The sequence below is a fragment of the Citrobacter sp. MGH103 genome, from assembly GCF_001034475.2.
Classification (GTDB): Bacteria; Pseudomonadota; Gammaproteobacteria; order Enterobacterales; family Enterobacteriaceae; genus Citrobacter; species Citrobacter freundii.
Window position 1 is genome coordinate 4346180 of the sequence record NZ_CP073043.1, and the last position, 16843, is coordinate 4363022.

Annotated in this window: 20 protein-coding genes; 5 read left to right on the forward strand and 15 right to left on the reverse strand. The window is 52.3% G+C overall.

Going from position 1 to position 16843, the window contains the following annotated elements; all coding sequences use genetic code 11:
• Positions 1–35 precede the first annotated feature (35 nt).
• Positions 36–1001: a DMT family transporter gene (locus tag SK33_RS20990; protein WP_003025693.1), complete on the forward strand. Its 966-nt coding sequence runs from the start codon at positions 36–38 to the stop codon at positions 999–1001.
• 63 nt (positions 1002–1064) lie between these two features.
• On the opposite strand, the gene SK33_RS20995 is transcribed toward SK33_RS20990, so the two are convergent.
• The gene (locus tag SK33_RS20995; protein ID WP_003025692.1) at positions 1065–2618 is read right to left on the reverse strand and encodes a methyl-accepting chemotaxis protein; all 1554 of its coding nucleotides are present in this window, start codon (positions 2616–2618) and stop codon (positions 1065–1067) included.
• A 245-nt stretch (positions 2619–2863) separates the two neighbouring features.
• Here SK33_RS20995 and ytfE point away from each other — a divergent pair, with 245 nt between their 5' ends.
• Positions 2864–3526: an iron-sulfur cluster repair protein YtfE gene (ytfE, locus tag SK33_RS21000; protein ID WP_003025690.1), complete on the forward strand. Its 663-nt coding sequence runs from the start codon at positions 2864–2866 to the stop codon at positions 3524–3526.
• 83 nt (positions 3527–3609) lie between these two features.
• On the opposite strand, the gene cycA is transcribed toward ytfE, so the two are convergent.
• Together cycA and fklB are read right to left on the reverse strand one after the other, a co-directional pair.
• The gene (cycA, locus tag SK33_RS21005) at positions 3610–5019 is read right to left on the reverse strand and encodes a D-serine/D-alanine/glycine transporter (protein WP_003025688.1); all 1410 of its coding nucleotides are present in this window, start codon (positions 5017–5019) and stop codon (positions 3610–3612) included.
• Positions 5020–5327: 308 nt separating this feature from the next.
• A complete protein-coding gene (fklB, locus tag SK33_RS21010; protein WP_003025685.1) occupies positions 5328–5948 on the reverse strand; it encodes an FKBP-type peptidyl-prolyl cis-trans isomerase in 621 nt (206 codons plus the stop codon).
• Between the two features lie 219 nt (positions 5949–6167).
• Between fklB and SK33_RS21015 the strand changes: the two genes are divergently transcribed.
• Entirely contained in the window at positions 6168–6818 is a 651-nt protein-coding gene (locus SK33_RS21015; protein WP_003025681.1) for a LysM-like peptidoglycan-binding domain-containing protein, read from the forward strand.
• A 29-nt stretch (positions 6819–6847) separates the two neighbouring features.
• On the opposite strand, the gene SK33_RS21020 is transcribed toward SK33_RS21015, so the two are convergent.
• From SK33_RS21020 to SK33_RS21045, 6 genes are all read right to left on the reverse strand, one after another.
• Positions 6848–7771 carry a DMT family transporter gene (locus SK33_RS21020; protein WP_003839516.1) on the reverse strand — a complete coding sequence of 308 codons (924 nt, stop codon included), beginning with the start codon at positions 7769–7771 and terminating at the stop codon, positions 6848–6850.
• Positions 7772–7913: 142 nt separating this feature from the next.
• A complete protein-coding gene (gene rplI, locus SK33_RS21025) occupies positions 7914–8363 on the reverse strand; it encodes a 50S ribosomal protein L9 (protein WP_003025676.1) in 450 nt (149 codons plus the stop codon).
• A gap of 41 nt (positions 8364–8404) precedes the next feature.
• Complete coding sequence (rpsR, locus tag SK33_RS21030) at positions 8405–8632, reverse strand: 30S ribosomal protein S18 (protein WP_000135199.1); 228 nt, start codon at positions 8630–8632, stop codon at positions 8405–8407.
• Positions 8633–8636: 4 nt separating this feature from the next.
• Entirely contained in the window at positions 8637–8951 is a 315-nt protein-coding gene (priB, locus tag SK33_RS21035; protein ID WP_003025674.1) for a primosomal replication protein N, read from the reverse strand.
• 6 nt (positions 8952–8957) lie between these two features.
• Entirely contained in the window at positions 8958–9353 is a 396-nt protein-coding gene (gene rpsF, locus SK33_RS21040; protein WP_003025672.1) for a 30S ribosomal protein S6, read from the reverse strand.
• A gap of 158 nt (positions 9354–9511) precedes the next feature.
• On the reverse strand, positions 9512–10276 hold the full coding sequence (locus SK33_RS21045) for a TSUP family transporter (protein ID WP_003025670.1): 765 nt from the start codon (positions 10274–10276) through the stop codon (positions 9512–9514).
• A gap of 298 nt (positions 10277–10574) precedes the next feature.
• Here SK33_RS21045 and yjfY point away from each other — a divergent pair, with 298 nt between their 5' ends.
• A complete protein-coding gene (yjfY, locus tag SK33_RS21050; protein ID WP_003025668.1) occupies positions 10575–10850 on the forward strand; it encodes a DUF1471 family protein YjfY in 276 nt (91 codons plus the stop codon).
• A gap of 132 nt (positions 10851–10982) precedes the next feature.
• Here yjfY and SK33_RS21055 read toward each other — a convergent pair whose 3' ends face one another.
• Genes SK33_RS21055 through ulaA form a run of 6 tightly spaced genes read right to left on the reverse strand, consistent with a single transcriptional unit; the run spans position 10983 to position 15392 of the window.
• On the reverse strand, positions 10983–11669 hold the full coding sequence (locus SK33_RS21055; RefSeq protein WP_048219858.1) for an L-ribulose-5-phosphate 4-epimerase: 687 nt from the start codon (positions 11667–11669) through the stop codon (positions 10983–10985).
• Positions 11669–12523 (reverse strand): L-ribulose-5-phosphate 3-epimerase, encoded by an 855-nt coding sequence (locus tag SK33_RS21060; RefSeq protein ID WP_003839508.1) that lies wholly within the window; start codon positions 12521–12523, stop codon positions 11669–11671. The genes SK33_RS21055 and SK33_RS21060 overlap by 1 nt, the downstream gene beginning before the upstream one ends.
• Before the next feature lie 9 nt (positions 12524–12532).
• The gene (ulaD, locus tag SK33_RS21065) at positions 12533–13183 is read right to left on the reverse strand and encodes a 3-keto-L-gulonate-6-phosphate decarboxylase UlaD (RefSeq protein WP_003025660.1); all 651 of its coding nucleotides are present in this window, start codon (positions 13181–13183) and stop codon (positions 12533–12535) included.
• Between the two features lie 12 nt (positions 13184–13195).
• Positions 13196–13663, reverse strand: coding sequence for a PTS ascorbate transporter subunit IIA (gene ulaC / locus SK33_RS21070; RefSeq protein ID WP_003025658.1), 468 nt, complete (start codon positions 13661–13663; stop codon positions 13196–13198).
• A 10-nt stretch (positions 13664–13673) separates the two neighbouring features.
• Complete coding sequence (gene ulaB, locus SK33_RS21075; RefSeq protein ID WP_003025655.1) at positions 13674–13979, reverse strand: PTS ascorbate transporter subunit IIB; 306 nt, start codon at positions 13977–13979, stop codon at positions 13674–13676.
• Between the two features lie 15 nt (positions 13980–13994).
• Positions 13995–15392 (reverse strand): PTS ascorbate transporter subunit IIC, encoded by a 1398-nt coding sequence (gene ulaA / locus SK33_RS21080; RefSeq protein WP_003025652.1) that lies wholly within the window; start codon positions 15390–15392, stop codon positions 13995–13997.
• A gap of 367 nt (positions 15393–15759) precedes the next feature.
• Between ulaA and ulaG the strand changes: the two genes are divergently transcribed.
• The gene (gene ulaG / locus SK33_RS21085) at positions 15760–16824 is read left to right on the forward strand and encodes an L-ascorbate 6-phosphate lactonase (RefSeq protein WP_003025649.1); all 1065 of its coding nucleotides are present in this window, start codon (positions 15760–15762) and stop codon (positions 16822–16824) included.
• Positions 16825–16843 lie beyond the last annotated feature (19 nt).

Genomic DNA, 16843 nt, shown 5'->3' on the forward strand with positions numbered 1-16843 from the left:
ACTCGACGTATTGTTAAGCGATGTGGATATCAAAAATGATTAGCGGTGTGTTGTATGCCCTGCTGGCCGGGCTGATGTGGGGATTAATTTTTGTTGGACCGCTGATCGTACCGGAATACCCGGCGGTATTGCAGTCGATGGGGCGCTATCTGGCGCTGGGGCTGATCGCATTGCCGATTGCCTGGCTGGGACGTGTGCGCCTGCGTCAACTCGGGCGGAAAGACTGGGTAACTGCGCTGACGCTAACAATGATGGGGAATCTGATTTATTACGTTTGCCTGGCAAGCGCTATCCAGCGCACCGGCGCACCGGTCTCCACGATGATTATTGGTACATTGCCGGTGGTGATCCCGGTCTTCGCTAACCTCCTCTACAGCCAGCGTGACGGCAAATTATCATGGTGGCGTTTGTCGCCTGCGCTGGTGTTGATTGGTATAGGCCTGCTGTGCGTGAATATCTCGGAGCTGAATCAGGGACTCCCTGACTTTAGCGGCTGGCGATATGGCTCTGGAATCGCACTGGCGCTGATTTCGGTGGTGTGTTGGGCGTGGTATGCGCTGCGTAATGCCCGCTGGCTGCGCGAGAATCCGGATAAGCACCCGATGATGTGGGCGACGGCTCAGGCTCTGGTAACGCTGCCTGTTTCTCTGCTCGGCTATATTGCCGCCTGCCTGTGGCTGAACGGGCAAACGCCGGACTTCGCTCTGCCCTTCGGTCCGCGTCCAGCCGTGTTTATCGGCCTGATGATAGCCATTGCGGTATTGTGTTCTTGGGTTGGCGCACTGTGCTGGAACGTCGCCAGCCAGAAGCTGCCGACGGTGATCCTCGGCCCGTTGATTGTCTTCGAAACGCTGGCTGGCCTGCTGTACACCTTTATACTGCGCCAGGAATTTCCACCGTTGCTGACGGTAAGCGGTATTACGCTGCTGATGGTTGGGGTAGTGATAGCCGTCAGAGCCAAGCCGCAGAAACCGAGCGTCATGGTGGTTTCACAATCATAATGTGCCGGATGGTGCTCCGCTTATCCGGCCTACTGGATAATATCTTGTAGGCCGGAGCAGACGTTAAACTTTAAACACCGCCACCGTCTGGTTCAACCGTGCGGCCTGCTCTTCGAGCGCGGCTGCGGCGGAAGCGGATTCCTCCACCAGCGAGGCGTTTTGCTGCGTGACGCGATCCATCTCAGCCACCGCCTGACCGACCTGATCGATACCCCGGCTCTGTTCATCAGAGGCCGACGCAATTTCACCCATAATATCGGTTACCTGGGTGACGGCACTGACAATTTCCGCCATCGTCTCACCCGCTTCATGCACCAGCGCCGTACCGGCATTGACCCGATTCCCTGAGTCATCAATCAGCGCCTTAATCTCTTTCGCCGCCTGAGCGCTACGCTGCGCCAGCGTACGCACCTCACCTGCGACTACAGCAAAGCCACGCCCCTGTTCGCCAGCCCGCGCCGCTTCTACCGCCGCGTTCAGCGCCAGGATGTTGGTCTGGAAAGCAATGCCGTCGATAACAGTGGTAATTTGCGCAATTTTGCTGGAACTGGTGGCGATTTCATCCATCGTACGCACCACGCCATCAACCACTGTTCCGCCTTTTTGCGCCGTATGTGAGGCGTTTTTTGCCAGGCTGGTCGCCTGACGCGCGTTATCCGCATTCTGTTTCACGGTTGCGGTAAGTTGTTCCATGCTGGCTGCGGTCTCCTCCAGAGAGGCGGCCTGCTGTTCGGTACGTGACGAGAGATCGTTACTGCCAGCGGCAATTTCACCCGCGCCGGTATAGATGGTGTCAGCCCCATCACGCACCACGCTGACTGTGTTCGCCAGCGCCTGCTGCATGTCGCGGACGTTGCCTGCCAGCAGCGCCATTTCATTACTGCCATCGGCGTTGATGCGGTGAGTCAAATCACCTGCGGCAATATGGCGAATATGTCCCATCACCTCGTGGAGCGGCTTGAGCAGCACTCGCTGCATCGCCAGCCAACTGGCGATAATTACGGTGACGACAATCAGCATCACCGCGGACAGTAGCCAGATTATCTTCTGGTAGTCACTCTCATTGTCCTGTACCCCGGCAGTGGCCAGCGCCGTTTGCGCGCTACGCCATTCCCGATAAACTTCCTGCATGGCCGTTTGCTTTTGCTCGGCGTTCTGCTTGAACATCTCTTCCAGCTTTCCTTCAGCCAGCAGCGCGTTCATTTTTGCCAGCGTCGCAGAATAGATGCCGTACTGTTCTTCCAGTCGATCGGCCAGATGCTCATCCAACCCCGGCGTTTCCGGTAGAGCGTAGTATTTATCGTAATGCTCTTTCGATTCGGCCAACAGGCGATTTGCTGTGTTCACCAGCTCCTTCAACTGACCGCCGTTAATCTCGCTGGCCATCGTTCCCTGTAAACGCAGCATGCCCCGGTTGAGCGTGACGCGAGCCTGGTTCAGGCTAATCCACGCATCGGTAAACTCGGCCACGTTCTGGCTGGAAAGTTGAGACACGTTAAAGTTCTGCTTATCGTTATTGAGTGCGCCAATAAAAACGCCCGCGGAGATGAGCTGCATTGCGCCCAGGGCGAGTAACACGGTGATAAGTAAGGTTATCACTTTGATTCGTTTGAACATCTGTAGCCTTTTTATTATGCAGGTATTGTCTGAGGTCTAACTATCGGCAGCGGCGTGCGCTTATTTAATCCTGTCGTGCCGCTTTTTTCGCCGCCCCTCACCTTTCCAATAAGATTCAGCACCTTAACGAAATAAGAAATTTTCGTGACGTTCATCACAAATCACCCCACCCCGAAAGGGTTATATCCTTCTCCATAAGTTGCATTTAAAATACATCTTATATTATTGAGAATGAGGTAACGGCAATGTCTTATCGCGATCAACCTTTAGGTGAACTGGCGCTCTCTATTCCTCGCGCTTCGGCCCTGTTTCGTAAATACGATATGGATTACTGCTGCGGCGGTAAGCAAACGCTGGCACGCGCTGCCGCGCGTAAAGAGCTGGATTTAGACGTTATTGAGGCGCAGCTCGCGCAGCTGGCTGAACAGCCGCTGGAGAAAGACTGGCGTACCGTGGCTCTGGCTGAAATCATCGACCATATCATCGTGCGTTATCACGACAGACACCGCGAACAGCTTCCGGAGCTGATCCTGCAGGCCACAAAAGTTGAACGCGTTCACGCAGACAAACCGAACGTACCGCGCGGTCTGGCGAAAAACCTGACCATGCTGCATGAAGAGCTGTCCAGCCACATGATGAAAGAAGAGCAGATCCTGTTCCCGATGATCAAACAGGGCATGGGTAGTCAGGCGATGGGGCCAATCAGCGTGATGGAAAGCGAACATGACGATGCGGGTGAACTGGTGGAAGTGATCAAACACATCACCCACAACGTGACGCCGCCGCCAGAAGCCTGCACCACCTGGAAAGCCATGTATAACGGCATTAACGAAATGATCGATGACCTGATGGAACACATCAGCCTGGAAAACAATGTGTTGTTCCCGCGTGCCCTCGCAGGTGAATAAAAAAAGGCGCCCGAGAGCGCCTTCCTGAAGTCCGAATTCGGCCACTGCTTATGTGGCCTTTTTTGTGTCCGATATGACAACGCTTAACGCATACCCGCCATACGTTTCTTACCGATAAACAACCAGCCCAGACCCAACGCGATGAACCACAGCGGCGTCACCATCAACGCCTGACGGGTATCATCTTCCAGCGTCAGCAGTACCAGTACGAAGACGAAGAACGCCATACATACCCAGCACATCAGCTTGCCTAACGGCATCTTGTAGATTGATTTTTCATGCAGGTGAGGACGTTGCTTGCGGTACACCAGGTACGAGCAAAGAATGATGGTCCAGACGAACATGAACAGAATCGCCGACACGGTGGTGATCATGGTAAACGCGCCAATCACGCTCGGGTTCACGTACAGCATCACCACGCCGCCCAACAGACAGATACAGGAGAAGGTTAAACCCTTCGCCGGAACTGCGCGTTTAGACAGCTTGGCAAATGCTTTCGGTGCAACGCCTTCCTGCGCCAGGCCGAACAGCATACGGCTGGTAGAGAACACGCCGCTGTTTGCGGAAGAGGCAGCTGAAGTCAGAACCACAAAGTTGATCAGGCTCGCCGCAGCAGGCAGACCAACCAGCACAAACAGTTCAACGAATGGGCTCTTGGTTGGTACTACCGAGCTCCACGGCGTTACGGACATAATCACGATCAGCGCGAACACGTAGAACATGATAATACGGATTGGAATCGAGTTAATGGCGCGCGGCAGAGATTTCTCAGGATCCTTGGTTTCCGCAGCGGTCGTTCCCACCAGCTCAATACCCACAAACGCGAACACCGCTATCTGGAAGCCGGCAAAGAAGCCGCTCAGACCTTTCGGGAACCAGCCACCATCATTCCACAGATGCGTGAACGATGCCTGAACGCCGGTTGGCGACTGGAAGTGCGTCAGCACCATCACCAGACCGACGACAATCAGGCCGATGATGGCGACGATTTTGATCATCGCAAACCAGAACTCCATCTCACCGAACATTTTTACGGTGGCGAGGTTGAGGCTCAGCAGCAGCACAATCACCGCCAGCGAGGCGACCCAGTCTGACAGTTCGGGGAACCAGAATTGCGCATACGCGGTAATCGCGACAACGTCTGCCATCCCAGTAACGACCCAGCAGAACCAGTAGGTCCAGCCGGTAAAATACCCGGCCCACGGCCCGAGCAGGTCGGAGGCGAAATCACTAAACGATTTGTACTCCAGATTCGAGAGCAGCAATTCACCCATTGCCCGCATCACGAAAAACAGCATAAAACCGATGATCATATATACAAAGATGATCGACGGTCCGGCGAGACTGATGGTTTTACCGGAGCCCATAAACAGGCCAGTACCGATAGCACCACCAATAGCAATAAGTTGAATATGACGGTTTGTGAGATTGCGCCGTAGCGACTGTTCAGACGACGCCTCTTCAGCGGTGTCGACTTTTACCTGATCTACCATGTTTTTTCTTCCTGTACCTGTCTGTGTTGTTCAGGCTCTACGGCCTTTAGTGTGTCTATGATTCGACGATCCTGTTATCAGGACTCATCGATATTAGGTAAGAATTGGCGGGATGAATACTAAGATTTAGATATAATGTTAATTTAATGTTTAAAGTGAGTGTCATATCACTCTGATAGCGCGAATCAGCTCACAAAAATACACGCTGATGCGGCATTTGCAAGATAAAATATCGACAGCGACGTAACTATAGCTTTTCACGCTATTTTTTTGCTCCCCCCGGCCTCGGGGGGAACAGAAGTCACTGCTTACAGGATCTCAAGCAGCTCAACGTCAAACACCAGCGTGCTGAACGGAGGAATGGACGCGCCAGCGCCACGCTCGCCGTAAGCCAGTTCCTGAGGAATAGTCAGTTCCCATTTCGAACCTACCGGCATCAGGGTCAGTGCTTCAATCCAGCCAGGGATTACGCCGTTAACCGGGAATTCAGCCGGTTCGCCACGTGCGACAGAGCTGTCAAACACGGTACCGTCGATCAGTTTACCGGTATAATGCACGCGAACGCGGTCAGTACGCGCCGGAATAGCCCCTTCGCCCTGAGTCAGAACACGGAACTGCAAACCGGATTCAGTGCTGTTCACACCCTCTTTCTCACGGTTTTCTTCCAGATATTTGACGCCATCAGCCGCCATAGCCTGGAAGCGTTCGCGACGTACTGCATCAGCGCGCTCATGGATTTCACGCAGCGCGCGATGCACAACATCAACCGGCACTGCCGGGTGCTTACCTTCCAGCGCGTCAGCGATACCCGCTACCAGCGCTTCAGGCAACAGTCCTTCCAGTCCGGATTCGCTCAGCTGTTGTCCTACCTGCAAACCAATGCCGTAGCTTGCTTGCGCTTCGATAGTGTCAAAAGTCGGGTTAGCCATCATATTTCCTTTCATCGGATGTAAAGTAGCGGGCAGCATATCAGCCATGCCGCATCCGGTAAAACTTTGTCTCGGGAACAGATGACAAATCGCGAGGAAACATAAACAATAGGAATATCCCGCGTTGACGTCACGAAAGCGGGTAATATGACGAACATCATAGCGTTAGCCATCTATACTCTATGATCGAGGAACGAGACGCGGAGCAGGAGGAAAGCCATGCCCGGGCGCTTTGAATTAAAACCAACCCTGGCGAAAATCTGGCATGCACCGGACAATTTTCGCATTATGGATCCGCTACCGCCTATGCACCGCCGCGGCATTATTATTGCTGCTATCGTGCTGGTGATAGGTTTCCTGCTTCCTTCCAGTGACACCAGCGATGCCCCTGTGGTGACGCGTACTGCCCAGCTGGATTTACAGTCACAGTCGCAGCCACCAACCGAGGCTCAGCTACAGGCACAGTTAGTCGCCCCGCAAAACGATCCCGGCCAGGTCGCTCCGGTTGCTCCAGAGCCAATCCAGGAAGGAGAACCTGATGCGCAGCCGCAGGCTCAGCAATCTCAGCCGCAGACGCAACCTTTCCAACAGGATAGCGGAATTGAGCAACAGTGGCGCTCTTATCGCGTAGACTCGGGCAAAACGCTGGCCCAGGTCTTCCGTGACCATAACCTCCCGCCAACCGATGTGTATGCAATGGCGCAGGTTGAAGGCGCGGGAAAACCGCTAAGCAACCTGAAAGACGGTCAGATGGTGCAGATCAGGCAGAATGCCAATGGCGTGGTGACGGGATTAACCATTGATACCGGGAATGGCCAGCAGGTTCTGTTCACCCGCCAGCCAAACGGCAGTTTTATTCGCGCCCGTTAAGCGACGCCATCAGGCATCAAGGTGAAGCGTCAGCGCTTCACCTTATTCACCCACCAGATCCCCGAACAGACCAGCACCAGTGCCAGTGCGTATTTCCATTCGAGAATGTTTTCGCCGAGGAATATCGCCGACAGCAGCGCCCCCGAAACCGGGATCAGGAAGTTAAACGGCGCAATCATTCCCACACGATTATGCTTGAGCAGAATACTCCACAAGGCAAAGGCGACAGAAGAGAGTAACGTCAGGTAGCCCAGAATTGCCACCGAAGACGCACCGTGTACGGTCAGCGTGCCGCCAAAAGCGTAGCCACCGATAACCAACGCCAGACCGCCACCGCCCAACTGGTACCCTGTCATTACCGTCGGATCCACCGTCTGAGAAATACGTTTTCCATATAGCGTGGCAGCAGAAAGAATAAAGGCCGCCATCACTACTGAACCGTCTCCTAACAGGCTGAAACTAAAATCCATTCCGCTGCTAAAGTTCACTACCATCACCCCAGCAAAGCCGAGGATACAGCCCAGCGCTTTGTTGTAGCTCAATTTGTCATTATGGTAGATAAAATGGGCCAGCAGCACGCTGAAGAAGGTCCCGGTCGCATTCATAATGGACCCTTTCACCCCCGTCGTGAACGCCAGGCCGATATAGAAGAAGATGTATTGCAGCGAGGTTTGCGTCAGCCCCAACAGCGTGAGTTGGCCATACTGACGCGGGCTTAACCGGCCAATCGGTTTTCGCTGTGCCAGCGCCAGCATTAGCAGCAATATTCCCGCAAACAGAAAGCGATATCCGGCAAAGACAATCTTTGAGGGAATGTCATCCGTGGCAATCTGGAAGATCTCATATCCGCTTTTGATCGCCGGATAGGCGCTCCCCCACAGCAGGCAGCAGAACGCCGCGCTCAGATAGACAACATTTTTACGCGCAAACAGAGGTTGGTGCGTTGGTTCCATTCCATCACCACTTTGAAATAATGTTTTATTTTTGTGATTATCCCGAAAAGGATAAAGAATAGCCAGAGAGAAAAGCGGGGGAACAGAAAAGCAAAACGCCGGCACAGGGCCGGCGCTTTTACGCGGTCATCAGAATAAAAACTTATTCTGCAACTACGTTTACAGTCAGCTTAGCAAACACTTCGCTGTGAACCTGGAAGCTCACTTCGTGCTCACCAGTGGTACGCAGAACGCCGTTCGGCAGACGAACTTCGCTCTTAGCTACTTCAACGCCAGCTGCAGTTACAGCGTCAGCGATGTCGCGAGTACCGATGGAACCGAACAGTTTACCTTCGTCGCCAGCTTTAGACGCGATGGTTACGGTTTCCAGTGCGTTGATTTTCTCAGCACGAGCTTCAGCAGCGGACAGAACGTCAGCCAGTTTAGCTTCCAGCTCAGCGCGACGCGCTTCGAAAAATTCAACGTTTTTCTTGGTAGCAGGAACAGCTTTACCCTGTGGTACCAGGAAGTTACGAGCATAGCCCGCTTTAACGTTAACCTGATCACCCAGGCTACCCAGGTTTGCTACTTTATCAAGCAGAATAACTTGCATTACCTTATCCTCTCAAAGTCGTATTAATGGACCGTGACCGATTACTGATGACGATCAGTGTACGGCAGCAGAGACAGGTAGCGAGCGCGTTTGATAGCGCGAGCCAGCTGACGCTGGTATTTTGCACGGGTACCGGTGATACGGCTTGGGACAATCTTACCGCTTTCGGTGATGTAGTTTTTCAGCGTAGCGATATCTTTATAGTCGATCTCTTGAACGCCTTCCGCGGTGAAACGGCAGAACTTGCGACGACGGAAATAACGTGCCATATGGCTAGTCTCCAGAATCTATCAATTCAATCTGCTCGGCATGCAGAACCATTTTGCTCAGGCCGTTCTTTGCCTTGTGGCAAGAGATGAACCCCTGAACGGTCACTGCGCTACCGACCGTTATACTGTGAGTAATGGCCTGGTTTTCGTGTCCGCTAATAATAACGGGCATTTGGCACCACGCCTGCCGGTGAAACCCGGCTTCCTCCTGCACAGAACGATGCTCAAGCACGAACTGGCAATGAGGAATTCCTGATGGACTGACCTTTCGAAGGGGAGCCCTGCACACGGTGCCGGACAACGCCAGACGGTTGGTCATCAGAAATTACTCTTCAGAATCCCCAGCTTCAGCATCATCTGCGGTTTCGTTAGCGAAATCATCGCGACGCTCACGGCGCTCGTCTTTCGCTTTAACCATCGGAGATGCTTCGGTAACAGCGTGTTTAGTACGCATAACCATGCTGCGGATAACGGCATCGTTGAAGCGGAAGGTAGTTTCCAGCTCATCGATCACTTCCTGCGGCGCTTCAACGTTCATCAGAACGTAGTGAGCTTTGTGCAGTTTGTTGATCGGGTAAGCCAGCTGACGGCGGCCCCAGTCTTCCAGACGGTGGATCGTGCCTTCTGCACCAGTGATGGCAGCAGTGTAGCGTTCGATCATACCCGGAACCTGTTCGCTCTGGTCAGGATGGACCATAAAAACGATTTCGTAATGACGCATCGAATTGCTCCTTACGGATTATTCAGCCTCCTGTCTGGGTCAGCCGAGGCCCATGGAGGCAAGGAACGTGTTAAAGGTCGGCTGAAAAATGACGCGTCATAATACTGGGGTCAGCAGTTAAACTCAAGGTGCTTGTACGATTATTTATCATGTCGCCATTAATACATATCCAGCAGCATTTTGACGCTGATACAAATAGAGACGATGACAATCATGGGTCGGATGACTTTCTTGCCGCGCGTCAGTACGACTGTCGCACCCAGACGTGCGCCAAGGGATTGCCCGGCAAACATCACCAGCCCCAGCGACCAGATCATTTTACCGCCGAAAATGAAGAACAGAATCGAGGCAATATTCGACGCCAGGTTGATAAAATTCGAGTGAATTTGCGCTTTATCGATACTGTACCCCCACAGCAGGATATAGCAGAGCGTATAAAAGGAGCCGGCCCCGGCACCGAGAAAACCATCATAAAACCCAATACCTCCCCCGCAGATCAACGAGAAGAGAAACAGGGATACCTGCTGCTTCCTTTTCGGTTCGCTAAGATTAGGCGCAGAAATAAAGTAGATAGCGACCGCGATAATCAGGATCGGCAGCAGTTTCTTCAACACGTCCGGTTCAATAAACTGGATAAGCGTTGTGCCCATCGCAGAACCGATAAAGGCAGATAAAAAGACATATTTGTGCTCCTGCACATTAATATGTCCCCGGCGTAAAAAGTAAATTCCGGAGGTTAGCGAGCTACCCAGTGCCTGAATTTTATTGGTTGCCAGCGCATTAGCCGGGGGTAAACCAGAAATTAAGAGAGCGCCAATAGAGAGAAAACCACCGCCGCCCGACACCACGTTAATAAAGCCAGCCACCAGCGCGACCATAAACATAATCACGAAATAGCTGAAATCCATGAATGAAGTATCCATAAGTTTTTGCCTAATTATCATAAAGTTATATTAATTATCTGGCTCACTATAAACGGCGTACTCACCCGATTAAATTGACTATTTGGTAAGAGCTTATGCGCGTAAGGCAGGTATTTTTAACCGTAGCGGAAGGCATCAGCTGATTGTTAATTAAAGAAAAGATGGCTTTGCGGTAATTTTTTGAACAACTGCATCAGAAATGGTCGCTATCGACTGCGCCGGCAGCGGTTAAAATTAAATCAGAAGTTATCCACTCACAGGAGAGAGCTAACCAGAGACCGCAGTCGAGGAGGTACATATGCGAGCCCGTGTTTTGACCCTTCTGGCTGTACTTTTGCTCAGTGCAAATGCAACGGCAGCCATCAAAATTGACAATCATCAGGCCAGGAATATGGATGATGTGCAGAGCTTAGGCGTTATTTACATAAATCATAACTTCGCCACTGAAAGTGAAGCCACTCAGGCCCTGAATGAAGAAACCGATGCGCAAGGCGCAACCTACTATCACGTGATCCTCACCAGGGAACCCGGTAGTAACGGAAATATGCACGCCAGTGCAGATATTTATCGCTAGCACCAGAAACAACCAACGAGAACATTGCCACAGTTTGACTTGCCCCCTTCACTGGGGGCTTTTTTTTGCAAAACAATCCCGAAGCCAGACCGATCTCATCCCCATGAAGAGTTGGCTCCGGAACGTTTTTTCTTACTTCTGGCCGTAATAGGCATTTGGGCCGTGCTTACGCATGAAGTGCTTATTCATCAGGTAACTGTCGATGGGGCTGAGCGCCGGATTAATGCCACGCGCAATCCATGCCATTTTTGCCACCTCTTCCATCACCACAGCGTTATGTACTGCGTCGTGAGCATCTTTGCCCCAGGCAAACGGGCCATGTTGGTACACCACTACGCCAGGCGTATGTAAAGGTTCCACCTCCCCGAGCGTTTCAATAATCACCCTACCGGTATTAAGTTCATACTCCTCCTGAACTTCAGCTTCAGTTAAAGCCCGGGTACAGGGAATATCGCCAAAGAAGTAGTCAGCATGCGTCGTGCCGAGCGCAGGAATTGCCAGACCTGCCTGCGCCCATGCCGTCGCGTGGGTTGAGTGGGTATGCACCACGCCGCCGAGAGAGGAATAACGGCGATACAGCGCCAGATGGGTGGCGGTATCGGAAGAAGGACGATAGCGTCCCTCCACCACATTACCGTGCAGATCCACAACCACCATGTCATCCACTGTCATTGTTTGGTAGTCGACGCCGCTGGGCTTAATCACCACCAGCCCGCGTTTGCGGTCGATGGCGCTGACGTTACCCCAGGTAAACGTCACCAGACCGTAGCGCGGCAGATCCATATTGGCCTCAAAAACCTGCTGTTTACTTTTTTGCATTACACTGCCTCCACCAGGCCCGCGCTGGCCATACGCGCTTTCACCCAGTCGCGCGCCTTCGCCACTTCACGTGCCGGGTCGTCCGACGTTTCGCTCCACATCTCAATCAAGTATGGCCCGCAATACCCACTCTGTTTGAGAGTCGCAAAACAACGTTCAAAATCGACAACCCCTTCACCAAACGGCACATTTTTGAATACGCCAGGTTTGGTATCTTTCACGTGTACGGCAACTATATGGCCCATTCCCGCCTGCAGCTCCATCTGCACGTCGTTATCCCACGCCGATAAATTGCCAATATCGGGATACAGCTGGAACCACGGATTGTTGAGATAGTGGGCGTATCCCAGCGCCTTACTGATCGAATTCATCAGTGGATAATCCATGATTTCCATCGCCAGCGTCACCTGTGCACGGCTCGCCATCTCTACGCTCTCTTTCAGCCCATCGCGAAAACGACGACGCGTTTCGTTATTGGCCTGCTGGTAATAAACGTCGTAACCCGCCAGTTGAATAACGCGAATACCGATATCCTGCGCAAACTGAATGGCTTTACGCATGATCTCCAGCCCCTGTTCGCGTACCGCATCATCTTCACTACCAAGCGGAAAACGACGATGAGCGCTCAGGCACATGGACGGTACCCGTATCCCAGTGTCGGCGATAGCGGCCACCAGCGCCAGTCGCTGCTCCCGGTTCCAGTCAAGACGCGCCAGGCGAGCGTCGGTTTCATCAACCGACATTTCGACAAAGTCAAAGCCCAGTTCCTTCGCCAGTTGCAAGCGTTCCAGCCAGCACTCCCCGCCGGGGAGTGCTTTTTCATAAATACCGAGCGGGACCTGTTTCGACAACATAGTCGCTCCTTATCCCCACAGTTGGGCGATAGAACGTTTGAACTGACGGGCCGCTTCCACCGGAGAGGCGGCATCGCGAATACTGCGGCCGGCAATAAAGACGTGAATCGGAATTCCCTGGAACAGCGGCAGATCTTCCAGCGCCAGACCGCCGGTGACGGTGACTTTAAAGCCCATCTCGGACAGACGCTTGATCGCGCTGATATCCGCTTCTCCCCACGCCACGCCCGCCGCCTGCGCATCACGACTGCGGTGATATACAACTTGCCCAATCCCTGCGTCACGCCACTCTTGCGCCTGCTCCCAGGTCCAGTAACCAGTCAGTTCAATCTGTACATCACCGTTAAATTCTTTCGCCACCTCCAGCGCACCCTTGGTGGTGTTGATATCGGCACAGCAGATGACGGTAACCCAGTCAGCGTTGGCTTCGAAACACATGCGGGAGAGGATTTTTCCCGCATCGGCAATTTTGGCATCCGCCAGTACAATTTTATGTGGGTAAAGCGCTTTCAGATCGCGAACGGCGCGCACGCCCTCTGCCACACAAAGAATAGTGCCCACCTCAATGATATCGACCTCTTCGGCAATCAGACGCGTCGTTTCATACGCGGAAGACATTGATTGGTTATCCAGCGCAACCTGCAACATAGGTAATGACATTTTGGTATCCTTTTAAACAGCCGCCGCAGTGGCGTTATCAATTAAATCCAACACTTCCTGCGCGGTGCGGCAGGCACGTAAACGGTCGAAATTGGCTTCGTCATCAAAGAGATTCACGATCTGCATGATGCCCACTTCCTGATGTGTGTTGGCATCAACTGCCGCCATCGTTATCAGAATATCGACCGGGTCGTTATCTTCGTGGTTAAACACCAGCGGCGTTTTCAGCGTCACCAGCGCAAAACCGGTTTTCTTGACCCCTTCCTCCGGACGGCCGTGCGGCATCGCCAGGCCTGGCGCAATCACAAAGTACGGGCCAAACTGCTCAACGCCATCAAGGATGGCCTGGTAGTAGCGTGGTTCAACCACATCAGCCTTAACCAGCAGATCCACGCCAAGCTTTACCGCTTCCTGCCAGGTACTGGCCTCGGCTTGCAAAAGGATGGAACTATTGTCTGCCAGCGAGTCACGTAATTTCATATGCCGCCCCTTACTTCACGTCCTGCGGAAAATGCGCTTTGATCACTTCCAGCAGTTTTGGTCCAAAATCGGCAGGAGACAGCATGTTGCGTACGCCAACGACATATTTATTGCCAGAAACGGTAATCTCACCGGCGATATGCGTAGAGGCGATGATAATATCCGCTCCGCTCAGTTCACTTTTGTATTCACCCACGGCGCAGCTGTTTACCGTATGGTCAATATTTGACTGGGTTAAAAACTGGTCCACCTTCATTTTCATGATCATGGAACTGCCCTGCCCATTGCCACACACAGCCAGAATACGTACGGTCATAATCGGAACTCCTTATTAAGCAGAGTGTTCTGCCAGTTGTTTTTCTGCGTCTTCCTCAGCACGCAACGTGCGTCCTGCGAAAAACATATAAGCCAGTGCAATCAGAATAATGACGGCCATAAACACGATGCCGATGGAGGCAAAGCCTTGCATCATCGGCGGTGCCAGAATTGACCAGTCCGCCATGCCCATCCAGGCGCTCATACCGGTGAGCTTCACCGCCCAGACGCAGCCGAAGATTTCGATCATCCCCATCACCAGGCAAATCTTGAGCGCTGCGCGCCAACCGCCAAAGTGGTTAGCAAATACGCCGATAGTGGCGTTCGAGAAGAACATCGGGATAAAGCCTGGGATAATCAGAATGGAAGAGCCGCAGGCCACAAGGATGCCCACCGCAATCAGTTGTCCGATGGTCCCCCACATAAAGCCCCAGACCACCGCGTTAGGAGCAAAGCTATAAATCGCCGCGCAGTCAATGGCCAGTACCGCGCCCGGGATCAGACGTTGGGAGATACCGTTGAACGCTTCTGAAAGTTCAGCAACGAACATACGTACGCCCTGGGTGATGATGAAGATAGCGACAGCAAACGAAAAACCGGTTTGCAGGATATACACGGTCCAGTGGGTTTTACCCGCCATCGCCTGAACCACATCAATGCCGAAAGAGAGCAGGATCGCCCCGAAGAAGATGGTCATCACAATCGCGGTAGAAACGATGTTGTCATGGAAGATATTCAGCCAGCCTGGCAGCTTGAGATCTTCTACGCTCTCCTCTTTCTTACCCAGATACGGCGCGACTTTGTAAGCAATCCAGGAGGCGAACTGCTGCTGGTGACCGATGGAAAAACCACAGCCGTCGGTCACTTCCTGGGTCGGCTTGTACATCATATTGGAGGTAATGCCCCAGTAGAGCGACACCAGCACTGCGGTACAGATGATGGTGGTCCACATGGAATAGCCAAAGATGTAGAAAGAGACGGCGATCAGGCCCGCCTGCTGGAACATGATGTGCCCGGTCAGCATGATGGTACGAATACCGGTAATCCGCCGTAGCAGCACGTAACAAATGTTTAGCGCCAGCGCCAACAGTACCGCGTACCCTACCCAGCTATAGGCATCCCCCATACGTTCGATGGTTGCCATCATGGAGGCATAGGTATCGGAAATCGCACCGTTGATACCGTAAACCTCGGACATCTTCGCCACTACCGGTTTAAACGTGCTGGTCAGAATGCCCGACCCTGCCTGCAATAACATAAAACCGATAATCGTTTTGATCGTGCCTTTGATAATAACGCTGACACTTTTACGCAACAGGATGTAGCCGAGGCAGGTCACAATACCCAACAGCAACGGTGCATTGGTCATGACCTGATTAAAAAAGACGGTAAAGATGTTGTAGAGGATCTCCATAACGATCTCCAGTAGACGAAGTTGCTGAACATTCATTACAGATGCCCAGGATGTTGTGCCCTCACTCTAATTTTCAAAAGTAATCACAACAAGATTGAATTTGATTAAATGTGATGCAGTACGCAAATAATTCTCTTACTTGCAGAGTGGATTTACTCACAATTCATTCGCTTCAAAATAAAACCAATCAAAACAATAAAATACAAAAATACATTTCATATAAACCATCTTGTCACGTTGTAATTTGTTAACAATTTTTCATTCAACACCAAAAATCAACGCATTGCCTTCTTGAAAAAATGATGTCAGTATCAATCAAAACAAATCACAATTTGATTCAACTTGAACAAACATGAAGGTAATTGCGATGAGTAAAGTAAAAAGCATCACGCGTGAATCATGGATCCTGAGCACATTCCCGGAGTGGGGAAGCTGGCTGAATGAGGAGATCGAGCAGGAACAGGTCGCACCAGGTACTTTCGCGATGTGGTGGCTCGGCTGTACCGGAATTTGGCTGAAATCGGAAGGCGGGACTAACGTCTGCGTCGATTTCTGGTGCGGCACGGGCAAACAGAGTCACGGTAACCCGCTGATGAAAACCGGTCACCAGATGCAACGCATGGCAGGGGTGAAGAAGCTGCAGCCAAACCTGCGCACCACGCCGTTTGTTCTTGATCCGTTTGCCATTCGTCAGATCGATGCGGTGCTGGCCACACACGATCATAACGATCACATCGACGTAAATGTTGCGGCAGCCGTCATGCAGAACTGTGCCGACGACGTGCCGTTTATTGGACCGCAGACTTGTGTGGATCTGTGGATCGGTTGGGGTGTACCAAAAGAGCGCTGCATCGTGGTAAAACCAGGCGATGTGGTGAAAGTGAAAGATATTGAAATTCATGCGCTTGATGCGTTCGATCGTACTGCGTTAATCACCCTGCCCGCCGATCAAAAAGCCGCTGGCGTGCTGCCGGATGGTATGGATGCCCGCGCCGTAAACTATCTGTTCAAAACGCCGGGCGGTACGCTTTATCATAGCGGCGACTCACACTACTCCAACTACTATGCAAAGCATGGCAACGAGCACCAGATCGACGTCGCACTCGGATCCTACGGCGAGAACCCACGGGGTATTACGGACAAAATGACCAGTTCTGACATGCTGCGTATGGCGGAGGCCCTGAATACAAAAGTGGTGATCCCTTTCCATCATGATATCTGGTCAAACTTTCAGGCCGATCCGCAGGAGATCCGCGTACTGTGGGAGATGAAAAAAGATCGCCTTAAGTATGGCTTTAAGCCATTCATCTGGCAGGTAGGTGGCAAGTTCACCTGGCCGCTGGACAAAGATAACTTTGAATATCACTATCCGCGCGGCTTTGATGACTGCTTCACCATTGAACCGGATTTACCGTTTAAATCATTCTTGTGATCCACACAAAATGCCGGGC

Bases quoted from the DNA above. Each gene is read 5' to 3' on its own strand.
- SK33_RS20990 (WP_003025693.1), top strand. From the start codon at position 36: ATGATTAGCGGTGTGTTGTATGCCCTGCTGGCCGGGCTGATGTGGGGA.
- SK33_RS20995 (WP_003025692.1), bottom strand. From the start codon at position 2,618: ATGTTCAAACGAATCAAAGTGATAACCTTACTTATCACCGTGTTACTC.
- ytfE (WP_003025690.1), top strand. From the start codon at position 2,864: ATGTCTTATCGCGATCAACCTTTAGGTGAACTGGCGCTCTCTATTCCT.
- cycA (WP_003025688.1), bottom strand. From the start codon at position 5,019: ATGGTAGATCAGGTAAAAGTCGACACCGCTGAAGAGGCGTCGTCTGAA.
- fklB (WP_003025685.1), bottom strand. From the start codon at position 5,948: ATGGCTAACCCGACTTTTGACACTATCGAAGCGCAAGCAAGCTACGGC.
- SK33_RS21015 (WP_003025681.1), top strand. From the start codon at position 6,168: ATGCCCGGGCGCTTTGAATTAAAACCAACCCTGGCGAAAATCTGGCAT.
- SK33_RS21020 (WP_003839516.1), bottom strand. From the start codon at position 7,771: ATGGAACCAACGCACCAACCTCTGTTTGCGCGTAAAAATGTTGTCTAT.
- rplI (WP_003025676.1), bottom strand. From the start codon at position 8,363: ATGCAAGTTATTCTGCTTGATAAAGTAGCAAACCTGGGTAGCCTGGGT.
- rpsR (WP_000135199.1), bottom strand. From the start codon at position 8,632: ATGGCACGTTATTTCCGTCGTCGCAAGTTCTGCCGTTTCACCGCGGAA.
- priB (WP_003025674.1), bottom strand. From the start codon at position 8,951: ATGACCAACCGTCTGGCGTTGTCCGGCACCGTGTGCAGGGCTCCCCTT.
- rpsF (WP_003025672.1), bottom strand. From the start codon at position 9,353: ATGCGTCATTACGAAATCGTTTTTATGGTCCATCCTGACCAGAGCGAA.
- SK33_RS21045 (WP_003025670.1), bottom strand. From the start codon at position 10,276: ATGGATACTTCATTCATGGATTTCAGCTATTTCGTGATTATGTTTATG.
- yjfY (WP_003025668.1), top strand. From the start codon at position 10,575: ATGCGAGCCCGTGTTTTGACCCTTCTGGCTGTACTTTTGCTCAGTGCA.
- SK33_RS21055 (WP_048219858.1), bottom strand. From the start codon at position 11,669: ATGCAAAAAAGTAAACAGCAGGTTTTTGAGGCCAATATGGATCTGCCG.
- SK33_RS21060 (WP_003839508.1), bottom strand. From the start codon at position 12,523: ATGTTGTCGAAACAGGTCCCGCTCGGTATTTATGAAAAAGCACTCCCC.
- ulaD (WP_003025660.1), bottom strand. From the start codon at position 13,183: ATGTCATTACCTATGTTGCAGGTTGCGCTGGATAACCAATCAATGTCT.
- ulaC (WP_003025658.1), bottom strand. From the start codon at position 13,663: ATGAAATTACGTGACTCGCTGGCAGACAATAGTTCCATCCTTTTGCAA.
- ulaB (WP_003025655.1), bottom strand. From the start codon at position 13,979: ATGACCGTACGTATTCTGGCTGTGTGTGGCAATGGGCAGGGCAGTTCC.
- ulaA (WP_003025652.1), bottom strand. From the start codon at position 15,392: ATGGAGATCCTCTACAACATCTTTACCGTCTTTTTTAATCAGGTCATG.
- ulaG (WP_003025649.1), top strand. From the start codon at position 15,760: ATGAGTAAAGTAAAAAGCATCACGCGTGAATCATGGATCCTGAGCACA.